Below are 19,485 nucleotides of genomic sequence, written 5' to 3' on the forward strand. Positions count from 1 at the left end.
ACCCTCACAGGCATTATGTCTTGCAGATAACGTCAGATCAAAACACCTGTGGGGAGGTCGTTGATGATTGCTGCATTTGCCCTGATCCTTGTTTGCCAACTGTTTGGCGAAGTGGTCTCGGAACTGTTTGACCTGCCGGTGCCCGGTCCGGTCATCGGAATGGTTCTTCTGTTCATCGGGCTTCTGGTCAAACGAAAACCGCCCAAGGTTCTGACAGATGCCGCCGACAATCTTCTGATCCATTTTTCATTGCTGTTTGTGCCGGCCGGGGTTGGCGTCGTCACCCAGATTGACCGGCTCAAGGGCGACTGGTTGCCGATTGCAGCGGCCCTGACCATCTCGACCCTTCTGACCATGGTTCTGACCGCCCTTCTGATGTCAAAGCTGTTCCCGAAACAGGATACGGCTGAAAAGATGGAGGACGCGCAATGAACGAAGCCGATATCACCCAGCTTTGGGTCTATCTGTCGGCCAAGCCGCTGACCGGACTGACCATCACCCTTGTTGCCTATGCTGTTGGCTTCTGGCTCTATCAGAAAAGCAACCGCAACCCGATCTGCAATCCGGTGGTGATCGCCATTGCCTTGATTGCCCTGTTGCTCAATGTCACGGGCATCCCCTATGCCACCTATTTCGAAGGAGCACAGTTCGTCCACTTTCTGCTGGGTCCGGCAACGGTGGCACTTGCCGTGCCGCTGTTCCGTCAGACCGCGACCCTTAAACGTGCATTGCCGGTCATTGTGTTCGGGGTTCTGTTCGGATCACTGGTCGCCAGTGCCAGCACGGTCATTCTGGCCTGGGCATTGGGCGCAAGCCCGGAAACGCTGGCATCACTTGCCCCGAAATCGGTCACAACCCCGGTTGCCATGGGCATTGCCGATGAAATTGGCGGTGTTCCGGCCCTGACGGCTGTCTGTGTGATTGCGACCGGCATTGTCGGGGCGACGCTTGGCCCGATGGTCATGAACAAGGCTCGCCTCAAGGATTGGCGCGCCCGCGGATTTGCCATGGGGGTTGCCGCCCACGGGATCGGCACGGCCCGCGCGTTTCAGGTCAATGAAACCGCCGGCGCCTTTTCCGGTCTGGCGATGGGCCTCAATACCATGGCCACCGCCCTGACCATCCCGTTCCTGTGGCACTGGATCTTTGGATAAAAACAAATCCGGGCGGGACTATCCCGCCCGGATTTTCAAATCAGCCTGCCCGCAATTGCGACAGGAAGTCCGATACGGTGCCCTGCAAGGTATCGATCTGTTTTGCAAGGGCGGCCACATTGGTATCAAGTTCACCGGCAGCCGCACCGCTATTGGTCGCGGCTTCGTGGATTTCGTCAATATTGGCAACCACTTCTGTCGATCCGGCAGAAGCACTGGTCGCGCTATTGGCGATTTCATTGACTGCGGCGTTCTGTTCATTGACCGCGGATGAAATACCGTTGGCAATTTCGCTGATCGACGAGATCGTCTGTGTGACTTTCTCGATCGCCTCGACTGTTACCTTGGTTTCATCCTGAATGGCACCGACCTGCTGGGCGATGTCATCGGTGGCCTTGGCCGTCTGGTTGGCAAGGTTTTTGACTTCCTGTGCAACCACAGCAAATCCTTTGCCTGCTTCACCCGCACGGGCCGCCTCGATCGTCGCATTGAGCGCCAGAAGGTTGGTCTGGGCTGCGATGTCGTTGATCAGGCTGACAACCTCGCCGATGCGTTCTGCGGCTTCGGCAAGACCACCGACCATTTCATTGGCCCGCGATGCTTCACCCACAGCGGTTTCGGCAATTGTCGTCGATTCACGGACCTGTCCGCCAATCTCGCTGATCGATGCCGACAATTCTTCGGTCGCGGCAGCAACGGTCTGAACGTTCCGTGCCGAATCATTGGCCGCATCAGAAACCTTCTGGCTCTGACTGACCGAATGGTTGGCCGATTCCCGCATTCTTGAGGTCGACTGCATCATGCCGCCGGTTGCTTCACGCACCGATGTCACGATCTGGCCAATCGATTGTTCAAGTTCGACGGCCAGACGGTTGCGCTGATCGATACGCTCCTTCTCGGCCCGTTTTTCGGCTTGTGCACGGGCTTCCTCGGCTTCTTCGATCTTCGCGGCCGTTTCACGCCAGCGCACCAGACCGTTGGCAATCGAACCGATTTCGTCCTTGCGATCGACAAAGGAAACTTCCTGGCTGAAATCACGATCAACAAAGCGCGAAATCGTCTGGCTCAGAACCCGAAGCGGGCCAAGCTGCCAGCGCAGCAACAGGAACAGCAAAACCGCCGAGGCCACAGCCACAATCAGGCCGACCACCGCGATACGGATGGCGATTTCATCGGAAACCGCAACGACGTCTTCCTTTTTGATCCCGACATACAGGATGCCCAACACATCCCCGGCCGGGCTCATGATCGGGCTGTATTGCGTGATATATTCAGTCCCGAGAATAAGCGCCTCACCCCGGAAGGTTTTGCCTGACATGATCGGCTCATAGGCAGCACTGCCTTTGCCAAGCATCGTACCAACCGCACGATTGCCATCAGGCTTGATGATATTGGTCGATACCCGCACGAAGTCCTGTTCTGCCGGTACATAGGCAAAGACTGTCGCGGTTTCGCCGGTAGCGGTACCAATACGATCAATCAGTTCATGGGATGACAGGTCGGGGATTTCATTCATGATCAGGTTGGATGTCTCGCCATCCTTGCTGATCGTCATTTTGAAATCAGGGTTGGCATCCTGAAGCAACATCGCGGCAATGCGCAGGTTAAGCTTCTGCGACGCGATGCTGTCGGCTGCGACTTTCTGATCGACGCGTTGCATGATCAGAATACCCAGCAAGATTATCCCGCTCATCAAAATAAGAACGGCGGCAAGCGCAACTTTCAAAACCAGACTTTTGGACATGCTCTCTCACTCTTCACCATCACCGGTAAAAAAGAGGCTGCCAGTGAATGGTTTCTGTTCACATTTCACGAAGGTCTTAGCGCCAGGATTAGATTCCTTATAAAATGTACAATAACACAATTAATATTTATGTATAATTAATTAGACCATTGAATAGTCACATCAATTTGCGACTGCCTTGCATTGTCCCGCACCTTGTTCAACCCGCCGAAAACTGCGTTTTTGACGGCCTTGAACAGCTTCTGGCGCACCGCGCAGGCGCGCGGCGAAACCAAAATTGAAACGATACAAAACGAAAAAATCGACCGGCGTGACGCACAAACGGGTCTTGGGGCATGCCCCGGAGACAGCTTTTGCGTCAGCTCTTGGGTCGGCTTTCCGGGTTAAATCTCGGGGTAAGTTCTTGGGCTCCGTTTTCGGAGCCAGTTTCAGGACCGGGCCCTAGTAATCGACCTTGACGAAATACAGCCCGTCTGCCGGGGCGGTTGGCCCCCCCGCACGGCGATCCTTGGCCTCAAGCGCTGATTTGACGTCAATCGGCTTCCAGCTGCCCTTGCCGACCAGAACAAGGGTGCCGACCATATTGCGCACCTGATGATGCAAAAAGGACCGGCTTTCGGTAAAGACCCGGATTTCAAGCGGGTTTTCCGCACTGCGTTTGATTTCAAGTTTTTCCAGCGTCTTGATCGGGCTTTTGGCCTGACATTCGGTTGCCCGGAACGTCGTGAAATCAAAGGTGCCGATCAGATGCTGTGCGGCTTCGTTCATCGCATCGATATCAAGGGGCTTGTAAATCCCCCAGGCCAGTCCCGCCTCAAAGGTCAGTGGCGCACGGCGATTGATGATGCGATACATGTAGTAGCGCTTCTTTGATGAAAAACGCGCATGGAAGTCTTCTGTGACTTCCTCGCATTCCTTGATCGCGACCGGATCGGGTTTGAGGTGATGGTTGATCGCATTCATCACGGCTTCTGCCGGATAAAATTTCGGCAGATCGAAATGCACCACCTGACCAAGGGCATGCACCCCGGCATCGGTTCGGCCCGAAACATAGACGCGCACGAATGTACCGGCGAATTTTTCGATCGCGGCCTCAAAAACCTTCTGAACCGAAATCACTTCGTCCTGGTATTGCCAGCCGTGGTAAGGGCGGCCGTCATATTCGACGGTACATTTATAGCGTTGCATCACCGATACAATTATCTGAACAAGCCAATCTCCCGGCTTTATAGCCGGGCTTTCAAACGAAAACGAGGGGCAATCATGCCCCTCGTTTGTCTTTCCACAATTACGTGCGGAAAACTTACTTCACGCTGTCGCGGTCAAAACCAAGACGCAGACGAAGGGCATTCAGTTTGATGAAGCCTTCTGCATCGCGCTGGTTATAGACGGTGTCGGCTTCGAACGTGACATGCTCTTCGGAGTAGATCGAGTTCGGCGACTTGCGGCCGGTGACGGTGACGTTGCCCTTATAAAGGTCAAGGCGCACAATACCGTTCACGGTTTTCTGGGTTTCGTCGATCAGGCGCTGGATGGCCTGACGTTCCGGCGACCACCAGTAACCGTTATAGATCATCTCGGCATAACGCGGCATCAGCTCGTCCTTGAGGTGACCGGCGTTACGGTCAAGGGTGATGCTTTCCATCGCGCGATGCGCAACCGACAGAATGGTGCCGCCCGGGGTTTCGTAAACGCCGCGCGACTTCATGCCGACATAACGGTTTTCGACCAGATCAAGACGACCGATGCCGTTCTTGCCGGCAACTTCGTTGAGCTTGGTCAGCAAAGTGGCCGGGCTCATACGTTCGCCATTAATCGCAACCGGGTTGCCCTGTTCGAACTCAACCTCAATCGTGGTGATCGCATCGGGGGCGTTCTGCGGGGACACGGTGCGCTCGAACATGCCTTCGTTCGGCTTGACCCACGGATCTTCCAGCGCCTTGCCTTCATACGAAATGTGCAGAAGGTTGGCATCGGTCGAATAGGGCGGCTCATCGCCACCAAGCTTGTCGGCCGAAATCGGGATCTGATGTTCGCGTGCGAAGTTCAGAAGGGCGGTACGCGAATTGAGGTTCCATTCACGCCACGGCGCGATAACCTTTACGTTCGGCTTAAGGGCATAATAACCCAGCTCGAAACGGACCTGGTCGTTGCCTTTGCCGGTCGCGCCATGGGAAACGGCGTCTGCGCCGACTTCTTCGGCGATTTCGATCTGGCGCTTGGCGATCAGCGGACGGGCGATCGAGGTACCGAGCAGGTAAACACCTTCATAAAGGGCGTTGGCACGGAACATCGGGAAAACGTAATCGCGAACGAACTCTTCGCGCAGATCTTCGATAAAGATCTGTTTCACGCCGAACATTTCCGCCTTTTTACGGGCCGGCTCCAGCTCTTCACCCTGGCCGAGATCGGCGGTGAAGGTTACGACTTCGCAGTTATACTGTTCGCGAAGCCATTTCAGGATGATCGAGGTATCCAGACCGCCAGAATAGGCAAGGACGACCTTTTTGACCTTATCGCTCATGGGAGTGACGCCTTTCTTCTTCCGATAAAATCCAGGGCGCGGCTTGATTTGGCCATTCATCCCTGTTGGCTATGCAACATTGTTGTTGCGATCGGCCCCGAACGGTCCATTGGACAGTTCGACGGCTCTTTGCGCAAAATGCAGGGCAGCTTGCGCAAAGAGCCCTAGACCTTGAGCGCGGAGTATAGGAAAACACTACCAGCGGGCAAGACCCAAGATGGGGTTGATGTCAAAAAGGCACAAAAACCCGCAAATTTTCGCCCTGCTTTTGGAAAAAACCGCTCCGAATGCTCAAAGCAACCGAAGAAACCGAGATCGATCTGCCCAAAATCGGACCCCTGCCGGTCCGTTTGCGCCCCAGTGCGCGCGCATCGCGACTTAAATTGCGTATCGATCCGGCCTTTGACGGGGTGGAAATTGTGGTGCCCAACGGGGTGTCGCGCAAAACCGCGATTTCGATGCTTCATCAGCATGGCGACTGGGTCACCGCCCATATTCAGCGCCTTCCCGAACGGGTGCAATTTGCGCCGGGCGCGTGGATCCCGTTTCTGGGTCAGGATCACGCAATCCGCGCTGTTCCCGATGCCAAACGCGGGGTCTGGGCCGAGGCCGGGGTGATCTGGGTATCGGGCCAGCCGGAATATACCAACCGGCGGGTCACAGACTGGCTCAAAAAACAGGCCAAGCTTGAAATCGCCCCGCGGGCCCATGCCTATGCCGATCGGATCGGCAAGAAAATCAGTCGCATATCGCTTAAAGACACCCGCACGCGCTGGGGCAGTTGTTCGTCAAACGGCAATCTGTCCTTTAGCTGGCGACTCGTTCTTGCCCCTGAAGATGTGCTTGATTACGTGGTCGCCCACGAAGTTGCCCATCTTCAGGAACTCAATCATTCCGCGCGGTTCTGGGCCGTGGTCGAAGACCTTTATGGCCCGTCCAAAAAACAGCAACACTGGCTCAAACGTCACGGTTCAGGCCTGCATCGCTATGGCGCGGGCGGCTAGATCGCGCTGCGCGGGAAAGCAGGATTGATGTCCGGATAAAGGCTGCAAACAGCGCCAAGCCCGCCAGACCGGCTTCCCCGTGACAAAGGCACACGACCGTAGGCTTTGACATTGACCAAACCTGCAAGAAATCATCACTGCGACGCCTGAAACAGCAACACCCTGAATGGCTTAAACCACCGTAACAGCACAGTTTTTGGAGCCCACCCATGCTGATCCCGCTTGAAACACTGGCGATTTTTATCCCCACCGCACTGGCGCTGAACATGACGCCGGGCAATGACATGCTGTTTTGTCTTGGTCAGGGCATCAAGTCCGGCCCGCGGGCCGGAAATGCCGCAAGCCTTGGCATTGCAACGGGTGCGATGATCCATACGCTTTTGGCCGGTCTTGGACTGGCAGCCCTGGTTGCGGCCCATCCGGTGGCACTGGAAGTTTTGCGCTGGCTCGGTATTGCCTATCTGGTGTGGTTGGCCATCGGGGCGTTCCGATCACAGGGGCAGGATCTGACACCGGCAGAAACCAAGCGTTCCAGCGCCTTTTCCGCCTGGCGAGACGGTATTGTGGTGAACCTTTTGAACCCGAAAATCATCGTCTTTGTTCTGGCCTTTATCCCGCAATTTGTTGATGCATCGCGCGGATCAATATTGGTGCAGTTCCTGATTTTCGGGCTGATTTTGAATGTCGGCGGAACCATCATCAATTGTCTGGTCGGAAGTTTTGCCGGGAAGCTTGGGCAGCTGTTTGCCCGCTCCGCCCGGATCGCCCGCGGCTTCCAGATTTTTACCGGTTGCGTGTTTTTGGGGCTGGCTGCGAAGCTTGCTTTTGATAAGCGGTAACGAATAATCGCGCGAATTATTAGCTTAAGACTAACAATCAGCTTTTCCGCGGCGATCGGCAGCACAGCAACACCGACACGGCTGTAAAGAAAAGTTTACACCTGCCCGATTGCGTTGCCAGTATGTTGCCGGCACGGGGTCGCGTCGGTCTTAGATCACGCAACCGCTTTCGCGCAGACGGGGCAGTTCGGCGCGCAGGAAGGCCAGGAAGCTTTTTTCCACGGCACTGAGTTCGCGCGAGGCGGTGAACAGCGCGACGTCCCATTCAATGGCCGGGGTCAGGGTGCGCGCCACCACCTTGCTGTTATCGACCAGAAGGGCTGCGAACGGGTCACTGACGGCAATGCCGACATTGCGTTCGACCAGTCGCGACACGGTGCGGATGGTGCGGCCTTCGACCGCGATCTTGCGCGGCCAGCCAGCAATCTGGAAGATATAATCGATCTTGGTGCGCAACGGTGAGCCGATCGACAGTTCGACAAAGTTTTCGCCGCGCAAAAGATCAATATCGATGGTTTCAAACCCGGCCAGCCGATGATCAACCGGCATCAGACAGACCGCACGCGATTGCGCAAGCGGAGTGACCAGAACGTTGGGGTCCTGAAGATCAAGCGTAATACCGATCCCGAGATCGCATTGCCGGGTCGAGATCATATCAAGCATGCCCTCAAGCCCGGTATCGGTGATGCTGATCGAGACATTGGGATGGGCCTGTTTGAATTTAGCAACCACATCAATCAGATAGGTATCAACATAGATCGGCTGGGCAGCAATGCGGATCGATCCGAGCTGCTCGTTTGCAATCGCACGGGCCTGGGTTTCAACTTCGCGAAAGGCATTGAGCGACCGCAAGACGGTGGCGTGAAACTGCTGGGCCTCGCTCGTTGCGGTCAGCTGATTGCGTTTGCGGCTGAACAGTTCGAACCCGACCGATTTTTCGAAATTGTTGAGCAGGCGACTGACCATCGGCTGACTGATATTCATCGCCTGGGCGGCCTTGGTCACCGAACCATAGGTCATAAAGGCATTGAAACTTTCAAGTTCGCGCAGGTTCATAATTCAGGTTCCGTCCAAAAAGTCCGACCGCAAAAACGGCCCGTCTGAATGCCCAAGGCATCCGGTCAAACACTCAACAAATCAGGGCCGCACCCCGTCTCCGGCCCGGACAGGGCGAACGGCCCGGCCCGGACAGTGCGAGTGGCCCGGCAGGTCAGCGGCGGGTTGCCCCATCCAATGTCGCGCCCGCCCGCTGGCGGGCTTTGCAGCAGACACCCCGGTCAGCTTTCCTACCCGTTCTAAGACCCGCTTTCCGACCCGTTTTCCAGTCCGGCTTCAGGGTCTGGCTGCCCGGTTTGACTACCCGGTTTGGCTACCTGATCTGACTGAACAGTCAAACTTCGCGACCATCGTTCCCCGCCATAACACCCGAACGCCGGCGGCAAACGGGCTGCTCAAGCCATCAGGCGGTCTGAACCAGCCATCCGTCAGAGCAGCTTGCCCCCTTGCCCACCCGGACGAGTCAGGTGCGCGCCCCGGCACGTGCCCGATCAGGCTTTTCGGACCAATCGCCCGATTGAGCCGTCGGATTTGGCGACCAGATGCAGGTGGCAGGCGCGGGTTGCCTGTGCCATCCCGATCTGCGGTCGGATCGGGACAGTGGCGAACTTGTCCCGGCCTTGCCCCGACCTTGCCCCAGTCTGGCTCCGACCGGGCTCCGGACTGTCTCCAATCTTGCTTCGATCCGAGCCGGTCGGGTTCCGATCTGGCTCCGGTTTGGCTCCCAGCATGGCGTCACGCCATTCCCGGTTGGTACCGGTGGAGCGCAACTTGCCGCGGCTTGCCCCAACTGGCCCCAACTGGCCCCGGTTTCGTCCGAGCTTGCCCGACTTGGTCCAACATGATCAGCCATGATCCGCTGGCCTTGTCGGACCGGTCCCCGCACGGGCCGGGTTTGGGTCAGGCTTTGTCCTTTGATCGGGTGTTCCGGCATGGGTTGTGACATGCGTCTTGTGCCATGGACACACTCAGTATGTAAATTAGTTATACTGAAATTAATTTTTTGCGTCACCAGTTATAGTTTGTCTATGGATGAAGCCACAAAAAAACAAAAGACAGAGCTCCGGCAATCCTGCCACCACCACACAGGGAGACATGAAAATGTTTCGACAGCTCAAAAAAGCAGCCGGCCTAGCGGCCGCCATCCTTGCGACGACCACCATGATCTCAACCGCCCAGGCTGATGCCTATCCTGAAAAAGCCATCACCCTTGTCGTGCCTTATGGTGCGGGTGGTGCATCGGATCTTGCCGGCCGTGCGCTTGCAGAAACCGCACGCAGCTACACCGACGGCCAGCCGGTTGTTGTGGTCAACAAAACCGGTAATGGCGGCATGAACGGTGCGCGTTTCGTCACCGAACAGAAGCCGGACGGCTATACTCTTTTGCTGTCGCGCGTTGGCATGGCGCTGTATCCGGCAGTTTATGCTGACAGCCCGGTTGGCTGGGACGATTACACCTTCCTGGGTATTCTCGAATCCACCCCGATGATCCTGGCTGTTAACGCCAATTCCGACATCAAAACCGTTGATGAGCTGATCGAGAAAATCAAAGACAGCAACGGTGCAACCACCTATGCCGCATCCGGCCCCACCGCGATTGACGGTTTCTCGGTTCAGGCCCTGTTGTCTGATGTCGATCTGGATCCGCTGACCGCGTCCACCCTCGTGCCATATAAAGGCGGTTCGGCCCTGGCTGCTGCCCTGCTTGGCGGTCACGTTGACTTCCTGGCGATTGCAGCCGGTTCGCTGATGCCCCATATCGAAGCCGGTAAAATGCGCCCGCTGATGGTTTATTCGCCGAAGCGTATGGCTGCCCTTCCGGACGTCCCGACCGCCAAAGAACTGGGTTATGCACAGGCAGGCCAGGTTGGCGGCTGGAGCGGTCTTTATGCTCCGAAAGGTCTTCCGGAAGACGTCGTTGCCAAATGGACCGAAATCCTTGGCAAAGTTGCGACCGACGAACAGTGGCTTGATCTTGCTGCGAAACGCGGTTCGACCTCGGTCATTGGTGACGAAGATCCGTCCGCTTACGTTAAAAGCCAGTTTGAGCTTTACAACGGTATGGCCAAGAAGTTCGGCTACATCCAGTAAGACGTTTTCGAACGTTGTTTAATTCAGACTTTTAATGCGAGACGGAACCATGAACCAAAATCGCGATTTCTATGCAGGGCTGCTTGCCACGGCATTTTTTGCCATCGTCCTGTTCGTTCTGATCCCGATCTATGTGAAGGTTCCGTCTTTCATTCCCGGCTTTGCGCCACCGCCTGACATGTGGCCGCGCGTGGTCGCGATCATCGGGCTGGTGATGGGGGTTCTGGCCGTCATTCTGGCCTTTCCCAAAATGCGCGAAGCCAGCCGCAACCAGGTCACCAGCCTTGGCACCCGGATCATGAGTCACAAGACGCTGATCGTTCGATTTGCCGCTGTTCTGGTTGTGTTTGCCGCCTTTGTCATCGGAATGCCGATCGTCGGATTTGTGCCGGCAACCATTCTGATGCTGGGTGTGCTGTTCATCATGACCGGTAATTTCGAACGCAAGTTCTGGATGATCGGCCTGACCGTCATCTTCCCGGTTCTGCTTTATTTGCTGTTTACCGAAGTCACCCATACGCCCTTCCCCGAAGGTACGCTGTTCTTCTGACCTCGTAACCCTGATCTGATCGAAAGTCCCCATCGTTATGTGGAATGAATTGCTTTATGCCTTTGAGGCGGTCGCGACCCTGCCGAACTTTCTGGCGATGTTTGCCGGGATCTGGGGTGGCGTGATCATTGGTGCCATCCCGGGCATGACCGGTACGATGGCCGTGACCCTTGCCCTGCCCTTTACCTTCTATCTGCCGCCGGTCACCAGTATTCTTCTTCTGGTCGCGCTGTATAAGGGGTCGACCTATGGCGGGTCGATTTCAGCCATCCTGATCAAGACGCCGGGCACCGCATCAGCGGCCTGTACGGTTCTTGACGGCTATCCGCTGGCCCGTGCCGGCAAGGGTGGCAAGGCGCTGAACATGGCGCTGGTTTCAAGCTGTATCGGCGATTTCATTTCGAATATTTCGCTGTTCTTCCTGGCAATGCCGCTGGCGATGTTTGCGCTGCGTGTTGGGCCGCCGGAATTCTTCATGCTGATGGCGTTCTCGTTGACGATTGTTGCGAGTATTTCGGGCCGTTCGCTTGTTCTGGGCATCATTTCGGCCTGTCTTGGCCTGTTGCTGGCAACTGTTGGCGAAGATATTTACGGCTCCTACCGCTTTGCCCTGTCCGAAGACATGAAATCGGGTCTTGGCATGGTGCCGGTTCTGATCGGTCTGTTTGCGCTTCCTGAACTGATCAAGATGGTTGTGTTCCGTCCGGAAGAAAACAACGCAGCCCTTAAACTTGGTGACAACCGACTGACACTTTCGGAATTCCGCGGATCGATCAAATCGATCTGCCGCGGGTCACTGATCGGGGTTATTCTGGGTGCCATTCCCGGTATCGGTCCGTCAACAGCCGCGTTCTTTTCCTATAGCGAGGCCCGCCGGACGTCGAAAAACGGTGACAAGTTCGGCGAAGGCGAACTTGAAGGTGTTGCAGCATCCGAATCAGCCAATAACGGCGCCTGTGGTGCAACCATGATCCCGTTGATGGCGCTGGGTGTGCCCGGTGACGTCATTACCGGTGTGATGCTGGGTGCCTTCATGATCCATGGCCTGACCCCCGGTCCGCTTCTGTTCCAGAACAATATCGGCGAGGTCTACGCGCTGTTTATCGGCATTCTGTTCAGTTCGGTCTTCCTGTTTATCGCAGGCAAGGTCACGGCAAATGCCTTTACCAAAATCTCGCGCATTCCGCAGACGCTGCTTTTGCCCTGCATTCTGATCCTGTGCGTTTATGGCATCTATTCGATCGGGGCCAGCCCGTTTGACGTCACGGTTCTGCTGGTGATGGGTGTGGTCGGCTTTATCATGATGCTGCTGAATATCCCGGCAGCCCCGTTCCTGATCGCCTTTATCCTTGGCCCGATGTTTGAAGACAATATGCGCCGGTCGCTGGCGATTTCGCGCGGTGATCTTGGCGTCTTCTTCCAATCGTGGATTTCCTGGGGCTTCTTTGTCCTGACTGTTTTGTTCGTCACTTTGACCATTCGCCGTGAATGGAAGAAATGGCGCGAAAAGCGTGCTGCGGCCACCGCATCCGCTTCCTGATCCGAGAAACGAGAAAGTTAGAATGTCCTCCAAAACCAATATGTCCCGCCTCCATAGTGCCATCGATATGCTTGGCAAGCTGGTTGCGTTCGACACCACGAGCAAAAACTCGAATCTCGGTCTGATCCATTTTGTCCGCGACTATCTGGCGGAATATGGCATTGAATCGACCCTGTTCCATGATGAAACGGGCGAGAAAGCCAACCTGCTTGCGACCATCGGCCCCAAAGGGGTTCCGGGCATTGCGCTTTCGGGCCATACCGATGTTGTCCCCGCCCTTGAAACCACCTGGGTCAGCCCGGCGTTTGAACTGACCGAGCGTGACGGCAAACTGTTTGGCCGCGGTGCGGCCGATATGAAGGGCTTTTCGGCCTGTGTGCTGGCGCTGATCCCCGATCTGGTCAAACGCGACCTGACCATGCCGTTCCATCTGTGCCTGTCCTATGACGAGGAAGTTGGCTGTATCGGTGTCGGTTCGATGGTCGATCATCTGGCCGCCATGGACACCCCGCCGCGTCTGGCCGTGATCGGTGAGCCGACCGACATGAAGGTCATCAATGGCCAGAAAGGCAAATATTCGATGCGTGTGGGCGTTACCGGTACGGCCGGGCACAGCTCGTTTGCGCCCAACCATGTCAATGCCATCGAATATGCGTCACGTGCGATCAATCTGATTGCCGAGAAAGCCCGCGATTTTGAAGAAAACGGTCCGTTTGACGAAGATTTCACCGTCCCGCACAGCACCATGCTGACCACGACGATCGGCGGCGGCACGGCGACCAACGTCACACCGGATTATTGTGAATTCACCTTTGAAATCCGCCATCTGCCCGAACATGACGCCGAAGCAGTGATTGCCGAAATTCGCGATACCGTCATGGCGACACTGGATGCGGAAATGAAGGCAAAGGCCCCGGAAACCGGATTTGAATGGGAAAAGATCTTTTCCTATCCGGGGATGGGCGATTGCACCGATGCCCCGGCATTCGAGCTTGTGCGCAACATCATCCCGGAAATTTCGGGCAAGGTGTCATACGGTTCGGAAGGCGGTGTATTTGAAAAACAGGGCAATATCCCGTCAATCATTTGCGGCCCGGGCAGCATCAAGCAGGCCCACAAGCCCAACGAATTTATCGAGATTTCGCAACTTGAGGAATGCCTGGAATTCCTTGAGGCGCTAACTGATCAGGCAGTCGCTGCCTGAGACCCTCACCGCGGCGCTGCGTCACCCTCAGCGCCAATCGGCCGCTGCAAGCGATGAGTTGTCCACTCCGACTCCGAGCGTCGCACACCGACAGGTGAGAAACTCCCTGGTCACACTGCCCCCTATGTGGTGTGACCATGCAAACCAAACTTGAAGACCGGCTCGTTTATCGATGCCGGTCTTTTTTTGGCTGAAATTTCCGATCAATGCTCCAAACAAAATCAGCGGATCATGCTTCCATGATCCGCTGTCTTGAATGTGCTTCTTTGCGCGCTATTCTTTTTTGCTACTCGCACTGAAGCCTTTTGTAAAATCACGCCAGCTTTCATCTTCGCCGACCTTTTTGGATCGGGCCAGGGCGGCCTTGCCAAGCGATCGGACCGGGATGTTTTGATGGGCATGAAGCATGAAGTCATGCCACAGCGTCGCGGGCAAACCGCCACCGGTGACTTCGTCCATCGGGCTGCCATCGTCATTGCCCATCCAGACACCGGCCACCAGATCGGAGCTGTAACCGATGAACCAGGCATCGCGATAATCCGATGTGGTGCCGGTTTTGCCGGCTGTCGGGCGGTCGATGATCGCATTGCGTCCAGTGCCTTTGGCAATCACGGCCGAAAGCATGTTGTTCATTTCACCGGCATGAAGCGGGTTAAGAAGACGGGCGGGGAAATCGTCACTGCGTTCATAAAGAACTTCGCCACCGCGCCCGACAATCTTGCTGACCGCATGCGGGAAGACCGAAAAACCGCCATTGGCAACGATGGCATAGGCCCCGGTCAGTTCCAGCATCGAGACTTCGCTGGTACCCAGGGCAAGGCTTGGTTCGGCTTTGAGTTCCGATGAAACGCCCATATCGCGGGCCTTCTGGATGACCTTGTCCAGACCGACTTCCATCGCCATCTGGACAGCGATCGAGTTGTTCGAGGTCGCGACCGCATCGCGGATCGACATGGTGCCGTGATGTTTGCGGTCAAAGTTGCGCGGTTCCCAGCCATTGATGGTAATGCCGACATCGCGCATCCAGTCGTTTGAGCCAAGGCCCTTGTCCAGACCGGCCAGATAGACAAACAGTTTGAACACCGATCCCGGCTGCCGGCGGGCCTGGGTCACGCGGTTATACTGGCTTTCGAAATAGTCGCGTCCACCGACCATTGCGCGCACCGCCCCGTCCGGGGTCATGGCCAGAAGGGCGCCCTGGGTGACGTGTTTGGCCTTAGCACCGTTGCTTTCAAGTGCGCGTTCAAGATTGAATTCGGCGATTTCCTGAAGGCGGGAATCAAGGGTGGTGTGGACCAGAAGATCCTGATCGATATAGCCGACATAATCGCGCACCCGATCCAGCACCCAGTCCGAGAAATAGCGCACACCCGGGCCGGTATTGGCCTTGCGCGCGGTGCGAACACGGAACTGTTTGGCGCGTTCGGCCCGCGCATTGGTCAGAGCACCGGTTGATGCCATGGCGGCCAGCACGATATTGGCACGTTCGGCAGCCTTGACCGGATCGACCATCGGGTTATAGCGGCTTGGTGCCTTGGGCAGGCCGGCCAGAACCGCCGCGTCATACAGGTTCAGGCGCCGCGGGTCGGTGCCGAAATAATAGCGCGCAGCGGCATCAATCCCGTAAAGGCCCGATCCGAAATAGATGCGGTTGAGATAAAGCGACAGGATTTGCTGTTTGTCGAATTTGAATTCCAGCCAGATCGCCAGAAGGACTTCCTCGATCTTGCGGCCAAAGCTGCGTTCGGGGGACAGGAACAGGTTTTTGGCAAGCTGCTGGGTAATGGTGCTGCCGCCTTCGGCGATGCGGCCCGATGTCAGATTGGTCCAGGCCGCGCGCAGGATGCCGACCACATCAACCCCGAAATGGTCATAGAACCGGCGGTCTTCGATCGAGACAAAGGCCTGACCGACATAATCGGGCAGATCGCGGACTTCGACCGGGGTGCCATAGCGGTTGCCATAGGAGGCAAGGGTGGCACCATCGATGCTGATGACGCGGATTGACGGTTTGCGTTCGCTGGCGACATCGAAGCTGACCTTTTCGGGAAGGCCATAGCCATAATAGGCGATCACGCCCCCGCCCAGCACCATGACCCAGATCGAGCCCAGAACAATGAATTTGGCAATGGCTTCTGGCCCCGGGATCATATCCCCAAGGCGTGAAAACAGGCTTCCCTTGCGTTTGCCCGCACTGCTGACGCGCTTTTTCTTGCGCTTTGTTCCGGTTGATCCCTTGCGAACGCTGGTTCGCCGTTTGAATTCTCTTTGGGCCACACATGCACCTATCGGTCTGGACCGGAGTCATGACAAACACATCCGCGCGCGCCAAAGTGACGTCAAAAACGATGTCACTTGCCCGTCAGGCGGATGCGCCGTTCAATCCGGCGTATTAGTATCAATATGTCCCAACCGAGGAGGGAGTCCCCCGTCTCCCCGCTTTGCGACCCGGGCCGTGCCCGTTCACGATTATTGCAAACTGATCGATCCGAAGACCAATCACCATTTACAATAATATGAAAGAACCGTGGCCCTGATTAATTATCATTTTTTGCGTTCAGATCCTGTTTCCACAGGTCGGTTACACCATCACCGTCCCGGCGCCGTTGCGAAGACGCACGGATCATCGAACGGATGGGCAAGCCGTCATGGGCATCCAGCATAAATAACCGCCACAAAGACGCAAGTTCTACCTCGCCGCGTACATCCATGCGTTCCCGCGCGTCATTGCCGGCCCAGACCGCCGTGATCAGATCGGACGAGAAGCCGACATACCAGGCATCGGTCCGCCCGCCCGCCACGGTGCCGTATCCGGCAAAGGGCCGGTCAAGGCGCACTTGCGGGTCGGTGACGCTGGCATAAAGCACGTAGGATCCCTGGATCGCCTCATCGGTCAGGCGTTTTTCCGTTTCCGGGTTTTCAACGCGCTGATAGATCGGAATCGATTTCGGATCGTCGGTATAGGATACACTGTTGATCAGGGTGATCATGGGCGGTTTGCCGGAATTCTGCGGCAGGGCATGAATGGCGGCAATGTCGCTTACGGTGACCGGATCAAGACCGACAACGGTTCGGATATCGGTCGAAAGCGGGCTTTTGATGCCGATATTGCGGGCATATTCGCGCACATTGAGCAGCCCGTAATGATCGGCCAGATTGGTCGGCACCGTGTTGACATCGCGCACGAAAGCTTCGCGCAGTGATATTTGCCCCTGATATTCGTGATCGGGGTTGATCGGCCGCCAGCCGCCGACCGCCATGCGGTTATCACGCACCCATTGCGCCGGGTCGCTGTTTTCATTGAGCGCATAATAATAGGTGGCGATCTTGATCATGCGTCCTGCCGGGTGGCGGACCTCGGTCACGCGGTTGCGCTGGAACGGGGTGTAGTTCGCCCCGCCAATCATCGCACGGATGCGGCCTTCGGGGCTTATCGACAGCAGGCCGACCTGATCGGCACCGCGCGGTTTTAGTCGCAGTTCGGAGACCTCGGCAACGATATCGCGGGCCAGGTTTTGCACCTTGAGATCGATGCTTGTGACCACATCGATGTCGCGGCTGCTATAGCCGACCAGATCGGCGACTTCTTCGAGCACCATATCAACGACATAGCCCGACAGGACGTTTTCCTCGATCTGGACATCAAGCTTGGGCATGACCAGGGTCAGGGCGGAAACGCGGTCGGCTTCGATGAATTTGTATTGGCCGAGTTTGGCCAGGATTTCGTTGGCTTCGGCCGCGGTTTCACGCGGATAGAACAGCGGGTTGAATTTTTCGGGATCACTGATGGCCGCGGCAAGGACGGCTGCCTGATGCAGGGACATGCGTTCGGACGGGCTGCCATACCATATGCGCGATGCCGCGGTGATGCCAAAAATGCCGCGCCCGACATAGCTGCGTTCAAGATAGCTGCGCAGGATGGTTTTTTTGCTGAAGCTCCATTCCAGCCACAGGGCAACCAGCACTTCCTGGAAATGGCGCCCGGCACTGTTGGCCTTGGTTTTGAAGAAGCTGCGCGCGACCTTCATGGTGATGGTCGATCCGGCCCCTTCGCGGCCGCTGAAAATCCGGGCAAAATCCGATCCCGACACCCCGAAATGATCATAGAAACCGGGGTCGGCCGCGGCGACAAACACGTTCTGAACCCGTTCGGGCAGGGTGGTCAGCGAGACATCCTGACTGTAATGGCCCTTGATGGTTTCAAGCAGCGCCCCGTCATAGCCGAGAATACGGATTTCGGGGCTTCTGATCATGTTGCGGCTCAGATCCAGATTGGACTGGATCGAATAGCCGATGCCCAGCACCGCAAAGATCGTTACCGACAGGAAAAACCCGATCAAAAGCATCCTGCGGCGCCGAATGCGCCGACGGATGGTCCGCAATTCGCGTTCGGCGATCTGCTTCATCGCCATCTTGGCTGCTGATTGCCCGCCGCTTTGCTGTTCGTCGTCTTCTTCTGCCACGCCGAAATCCCGATTGTTTGCCCGTGTTTTATATTGTTCTCCGACAGTAAAACGCCAAGCTGTTAAGAAAATACTTTAACCGCTGGTTTTGCAGACAATTTCAGTGGTACCCGACAACACCCGAATACCGGCAATATAACCCCACCCGAAACAAGCCGGTTCAAACAAAACAGGACGCCCCGAAGGACGTCCTGTTTGATAGTCGCGATCACACTATATTTAGGACAGTGTCATGCACAGCCAATGTCCGGGCCCGTGCCCTGTCGTCAACCGGCAAAAGACAGCTGGACCTTGACCGATTTGCTGCGGTCACGGGCGATGTCGAAGGCTTCTTTGGCGGTTTCAAGCGCGAAGGTCTGGGTGATGATCGGGGTGACGTCGATGGCGCCGCTGTCGATCATTGCCACGGCTTGGGCAAATTCCGTATGGAAGCGGAAGGTACCGGTGATGGTGATTTCCTTGGCGACCAGCGGGTTGAACGGTACGGGCATTTCACCAGCCACACCGACCTGTACCAGAATGCCTTGCGGGCGGAGGGTGCTGATGGCGGTGCGCAGGGCGGCTGGCGCGGCCGAGCATTCAAGGCAGACGTCAAACTGGCCTTTGTCCTGTTCATAGGGGGTCAGTTCATCAGTGGCCTTGGCGATGTTGATCGTGCGGGTCGCCCCCATTTTACGGGCCACATCAAGGGCGAAATCCTGCAAGTCGGTGACGACGATTTCGCTGGCACCCGCGGCCTTGGCCGCCGCCGCACAAAGCGTTCCGATCGGCCCCGCCCCGGTGATCAGGACTTTCTTGCCCGCAAGATCGCCCGCCCGGGTAACCGCATGCAGACAGACCGCAAGCGGTTCGGCACAGGCCGCAGCCCCGATATCGGTGTGATCCCCAACGGCAAGGCACTGGTCCTGGCGCACATTGACCAGATCCCGGAATGCGCCCTGAATATGGGGCATCGGCATGGCCGAGCCGAAGAATTTCATGTTCAGGCAATGCTGTTGCAGATTCTTCTGGCAATAGGAGCAACTGCCGCACGGGTGGCTTGGATTGATCGCCACTTTCTGGCCGACCGTCAGGCCGCTTGCATCCGGTCCCAAGGCAACAACCGTCCCGGCGGCTTCGTGGCCAAGGATGATCGGCTGGCGCACGCGGATCTGACCGATCCCGCCTTCGAAATAGTAATGCATGTCCGATCCACAGACACCGCCAGCCCCGACACGGACCAGAACTTCATCCCCGACCGGGTCCGGCGTTGCTTCGGTTTCAATGCGCAGGTCGTCCTGACCGTAAAGGCGGCAAACACGGGTTTGCATAAAGAG

The 19,485-nt window shown here is 56.6% G+C and carries 15 protein-coding genes; 8 read left to right on the forward strand and 7 right to left on the reverse strand.

Annotated features, from left to right (window positions below; translation table 11 throughout):
- Positions 1 to 63: 63 nt before the first annotated feature.
- A complete protein-coding gene (locus M9H61_RS12980; protein WP_101246894.1) occupies positions 64 to 432 on the forward strand; it encodes a CidA/LrgA family protein in 369 nt (122 codons plus the stop codon).
- The gene (locus tag M9H61_RS12985; RefSeq protein ID WP_250280864.1) at positions 429 to 1,154 is read left to right on the forward strand and encodes an LrgB family protein; all 726 of its coding nucleotides are present in this window, start codon (positions 429 to 431) and stop codon (positions 1,152 to 1,154) included. Before M9H61_RS12980 ends, M9H61_RS12985 begins: the two co-directional genes overlap by 4 nt.
- Before the next feature lie 40 nt (positions 1,155 to 1,194).
- On the opposite strand, the gene M9H61_RS12990 is transcribed toward M9H61_RS12985, so the two are convergent.
- The 3 genes from M9H61_RS12990 to M9H61_RS13000 form a co-directional block, all read right to left on the reverse strand.
- Positions 1,195 to 2,898 (reverse strand): methyl-accepting chemotaxis protein, encoded by a 1,704-nt coding sequence (locus M9H61_RS12990; protein WP_101246891.1) that lies wholly within the window; start codon positions 2,896 to 2,898, stop codon positions 1,195 to 1,197.
- Between the two features lie 441 nt (positions 2,899 to 3,339).
- Positions 3,340 to 4,086, reverse strand: a complete 747-nt coding sequence (gene truA / locus M9H61_RS12995; protein ID WP_250280872.1) for a tRNA pseudouridine(38-40) synthase TruA — start codon at positions 4,084 to 4,086, stop codon at positions 3,340 to 3,342.
- Positions 4,087 to 4,201: 115 nt separating this feature from the next.
- A complete protein-coding gene (locus M9H61_RS13000) occupies positions 4,202 to 5,422 on the reverse strand; it encodes an argininosuccinate synthase (protein WP_250280875.1) in 1,221 nt (406 codons plus the stop codon).
- A gap of 287 nt (positions 5,423 to 5,709) precedes the next feature.
- Here M9H61_RS13000 and M9H61_RS13005 point away from each other — a divergent pair, with 287 nt between their 5' ends.
- Together M9H61_RS13005 and M9H61_RS13010 are read left to right on the forward strand one after the other, a co-directional pair.
- Complete coding sequence (locus M9H61_RS13005) at positions 5,710 to 6,426, forward strand: M48 family metallopeptidase (protein ID WP_228195025.1); 717 nt, start codon at positions 5,710 to 5,712, stop codon at positions 6,424 to 6,426.
- Positions 6,427 to 6,635: 209 nt separating this feature from the next.
- Positions 6,636 to 7,265 carry a LysE family translocator gene (locus M9H61_RS13010; RefSeq protein WP_228195024.1) on the forward strand — a complete coding sequence of 210 codons (630 nt, stop codon included), beginning with the start codon at positions 6,636 to 6,638 and terminating at the stop codon, positions 7,263 to 7,265.
- Positions 7,266 to 7,415: 150 nt separating this feature from the next.
- Here the strand turns inward: M9H61_RS13010 and M9H61_RS13015 are convergent, their stop codons facing one another.
- A complete protein-coding gene (locus M9H61_RS13015; protein WP_101246886.1) occupies positions 7,416 to 8,321 on the reverse strand; it encodes a LysR family transcriptional regulator in 906 nt (301 codons plus the stop codon).
- 1,101 nt (positions 8,322 to 9,422) lie between these two features.
- Here M9H61_RS13015 and M9H61_RS13020 point away from each other — a divergent pair.
- The 4 genes from M9H61_RS13020 to argE are packed head-to-tail and all read left to right on the forward strand — an operon-like array spanning position 9,423 to position 13,706.
- Positions 9,423 to 10,412, forward strand: coding sequence for a tripartite tricarboxylate transporter substrate binding protein (locus M9H61_RS13020; RefSeq protein WP_101247048.1), 990 nt, complete (start codon positions 9,423 to 9,425; stop codon positions 10,410 to 10,412).
- A 49-nt stretch (positions 10,413 to 10,461) separates the two neighbouring features.
- A complete protein-coding gene (locus M9H61_RS13025) occupies positions 10,462 to 10,962 on the forward strand; it encodes a tripartite tricarboxylate transporter TctB family protein (protein WP_114112261.1) in 501 nt (166 codons plus the stop codon).
- 37 nt (positions 10,963 to 10,999) lie between these two features.
- Complete coding sequence (locus M9H61_RS13030; protein ID WP_101246883.1) at positions 11,000 to 12,502, forward strand: tripartite tricarboxylate transporter permease; 1,503 nt, start codon at positions 11,000 to 11,002, stop codon at positions 12,500 to 12,502.
- Positions 12,503 to 12,524: 22 nt separating this feature from the next.
- Positions 12,525 to 13,706, forward strand: coding sequence for an acetylornithine deacetylase (argE, locus tag M9H61_RS13035; RefSeq protein ID WP_250280877.1), 1,182 nt, complete (start codon positions 12,525 to 12,527; stop codon positions 13,704 to 13,706).
- 273 nt (positions 13,707 to 13,979) lie between these two features.
- Here argE and M9H61_RS13040 read toward each other — a convergent pair whose 3' ends face one another.
- From M9H61_RS13040 to M9H61_RS13050, 3 genes are all read right to left on the reverse strand, one after another.
- A complete protein-coding gene (locus tag M9H61_RS13040; RefSeq protein WP_101246881.1) occupies positions 13,980 to 15,983 on the reverse strand; it encodes a transglycosylase domain-containing protein in 2,004 nt (667 codons plus the stop codon).
- Positions 15,984 to 16,243: 260 nt separating this feature from the next.
- The gene (locus M9H61_RS13045) at positions 16,244 to 18,169 is read right to left on the reverse strand and encodes a transglycosylase domain-containing protein (RefSeq protein ID WP_101246880.1); all 1,926 of its coding nucleotides are present in this window, start codon (positions 18,167 to 18,169) and stop codon (positions 16,244 to 16,246) included.
- Positions 18,170 to 18,435: 266 nt separating this feature from the next.
- Positions 18,436 to 19,479, reverse strand: coding sequence for an L-idonate 5-dehydrogenase (locus tag M9H61_RS13050; protein ID WP_250280879.1), 1,044 nt, complete (start codon positions 19,477 to 19,479; stop codon positions 18,436 to 18,438).
- Between the last annotated feature and the right edge of the window lie 6 nt (positions 19,480 to 19,485).

This window comes from Thalassospira sp. GO-4, assembly GCF_023588965.1.
In the GTDB taxonomy this organism is placed as follows: Bacteria; Pseudomonadota; Alphaproteobacteria; order Rhodospirillales; family Thalassospiraceae; genus Thalassospira; species Thalassospira povalilytica.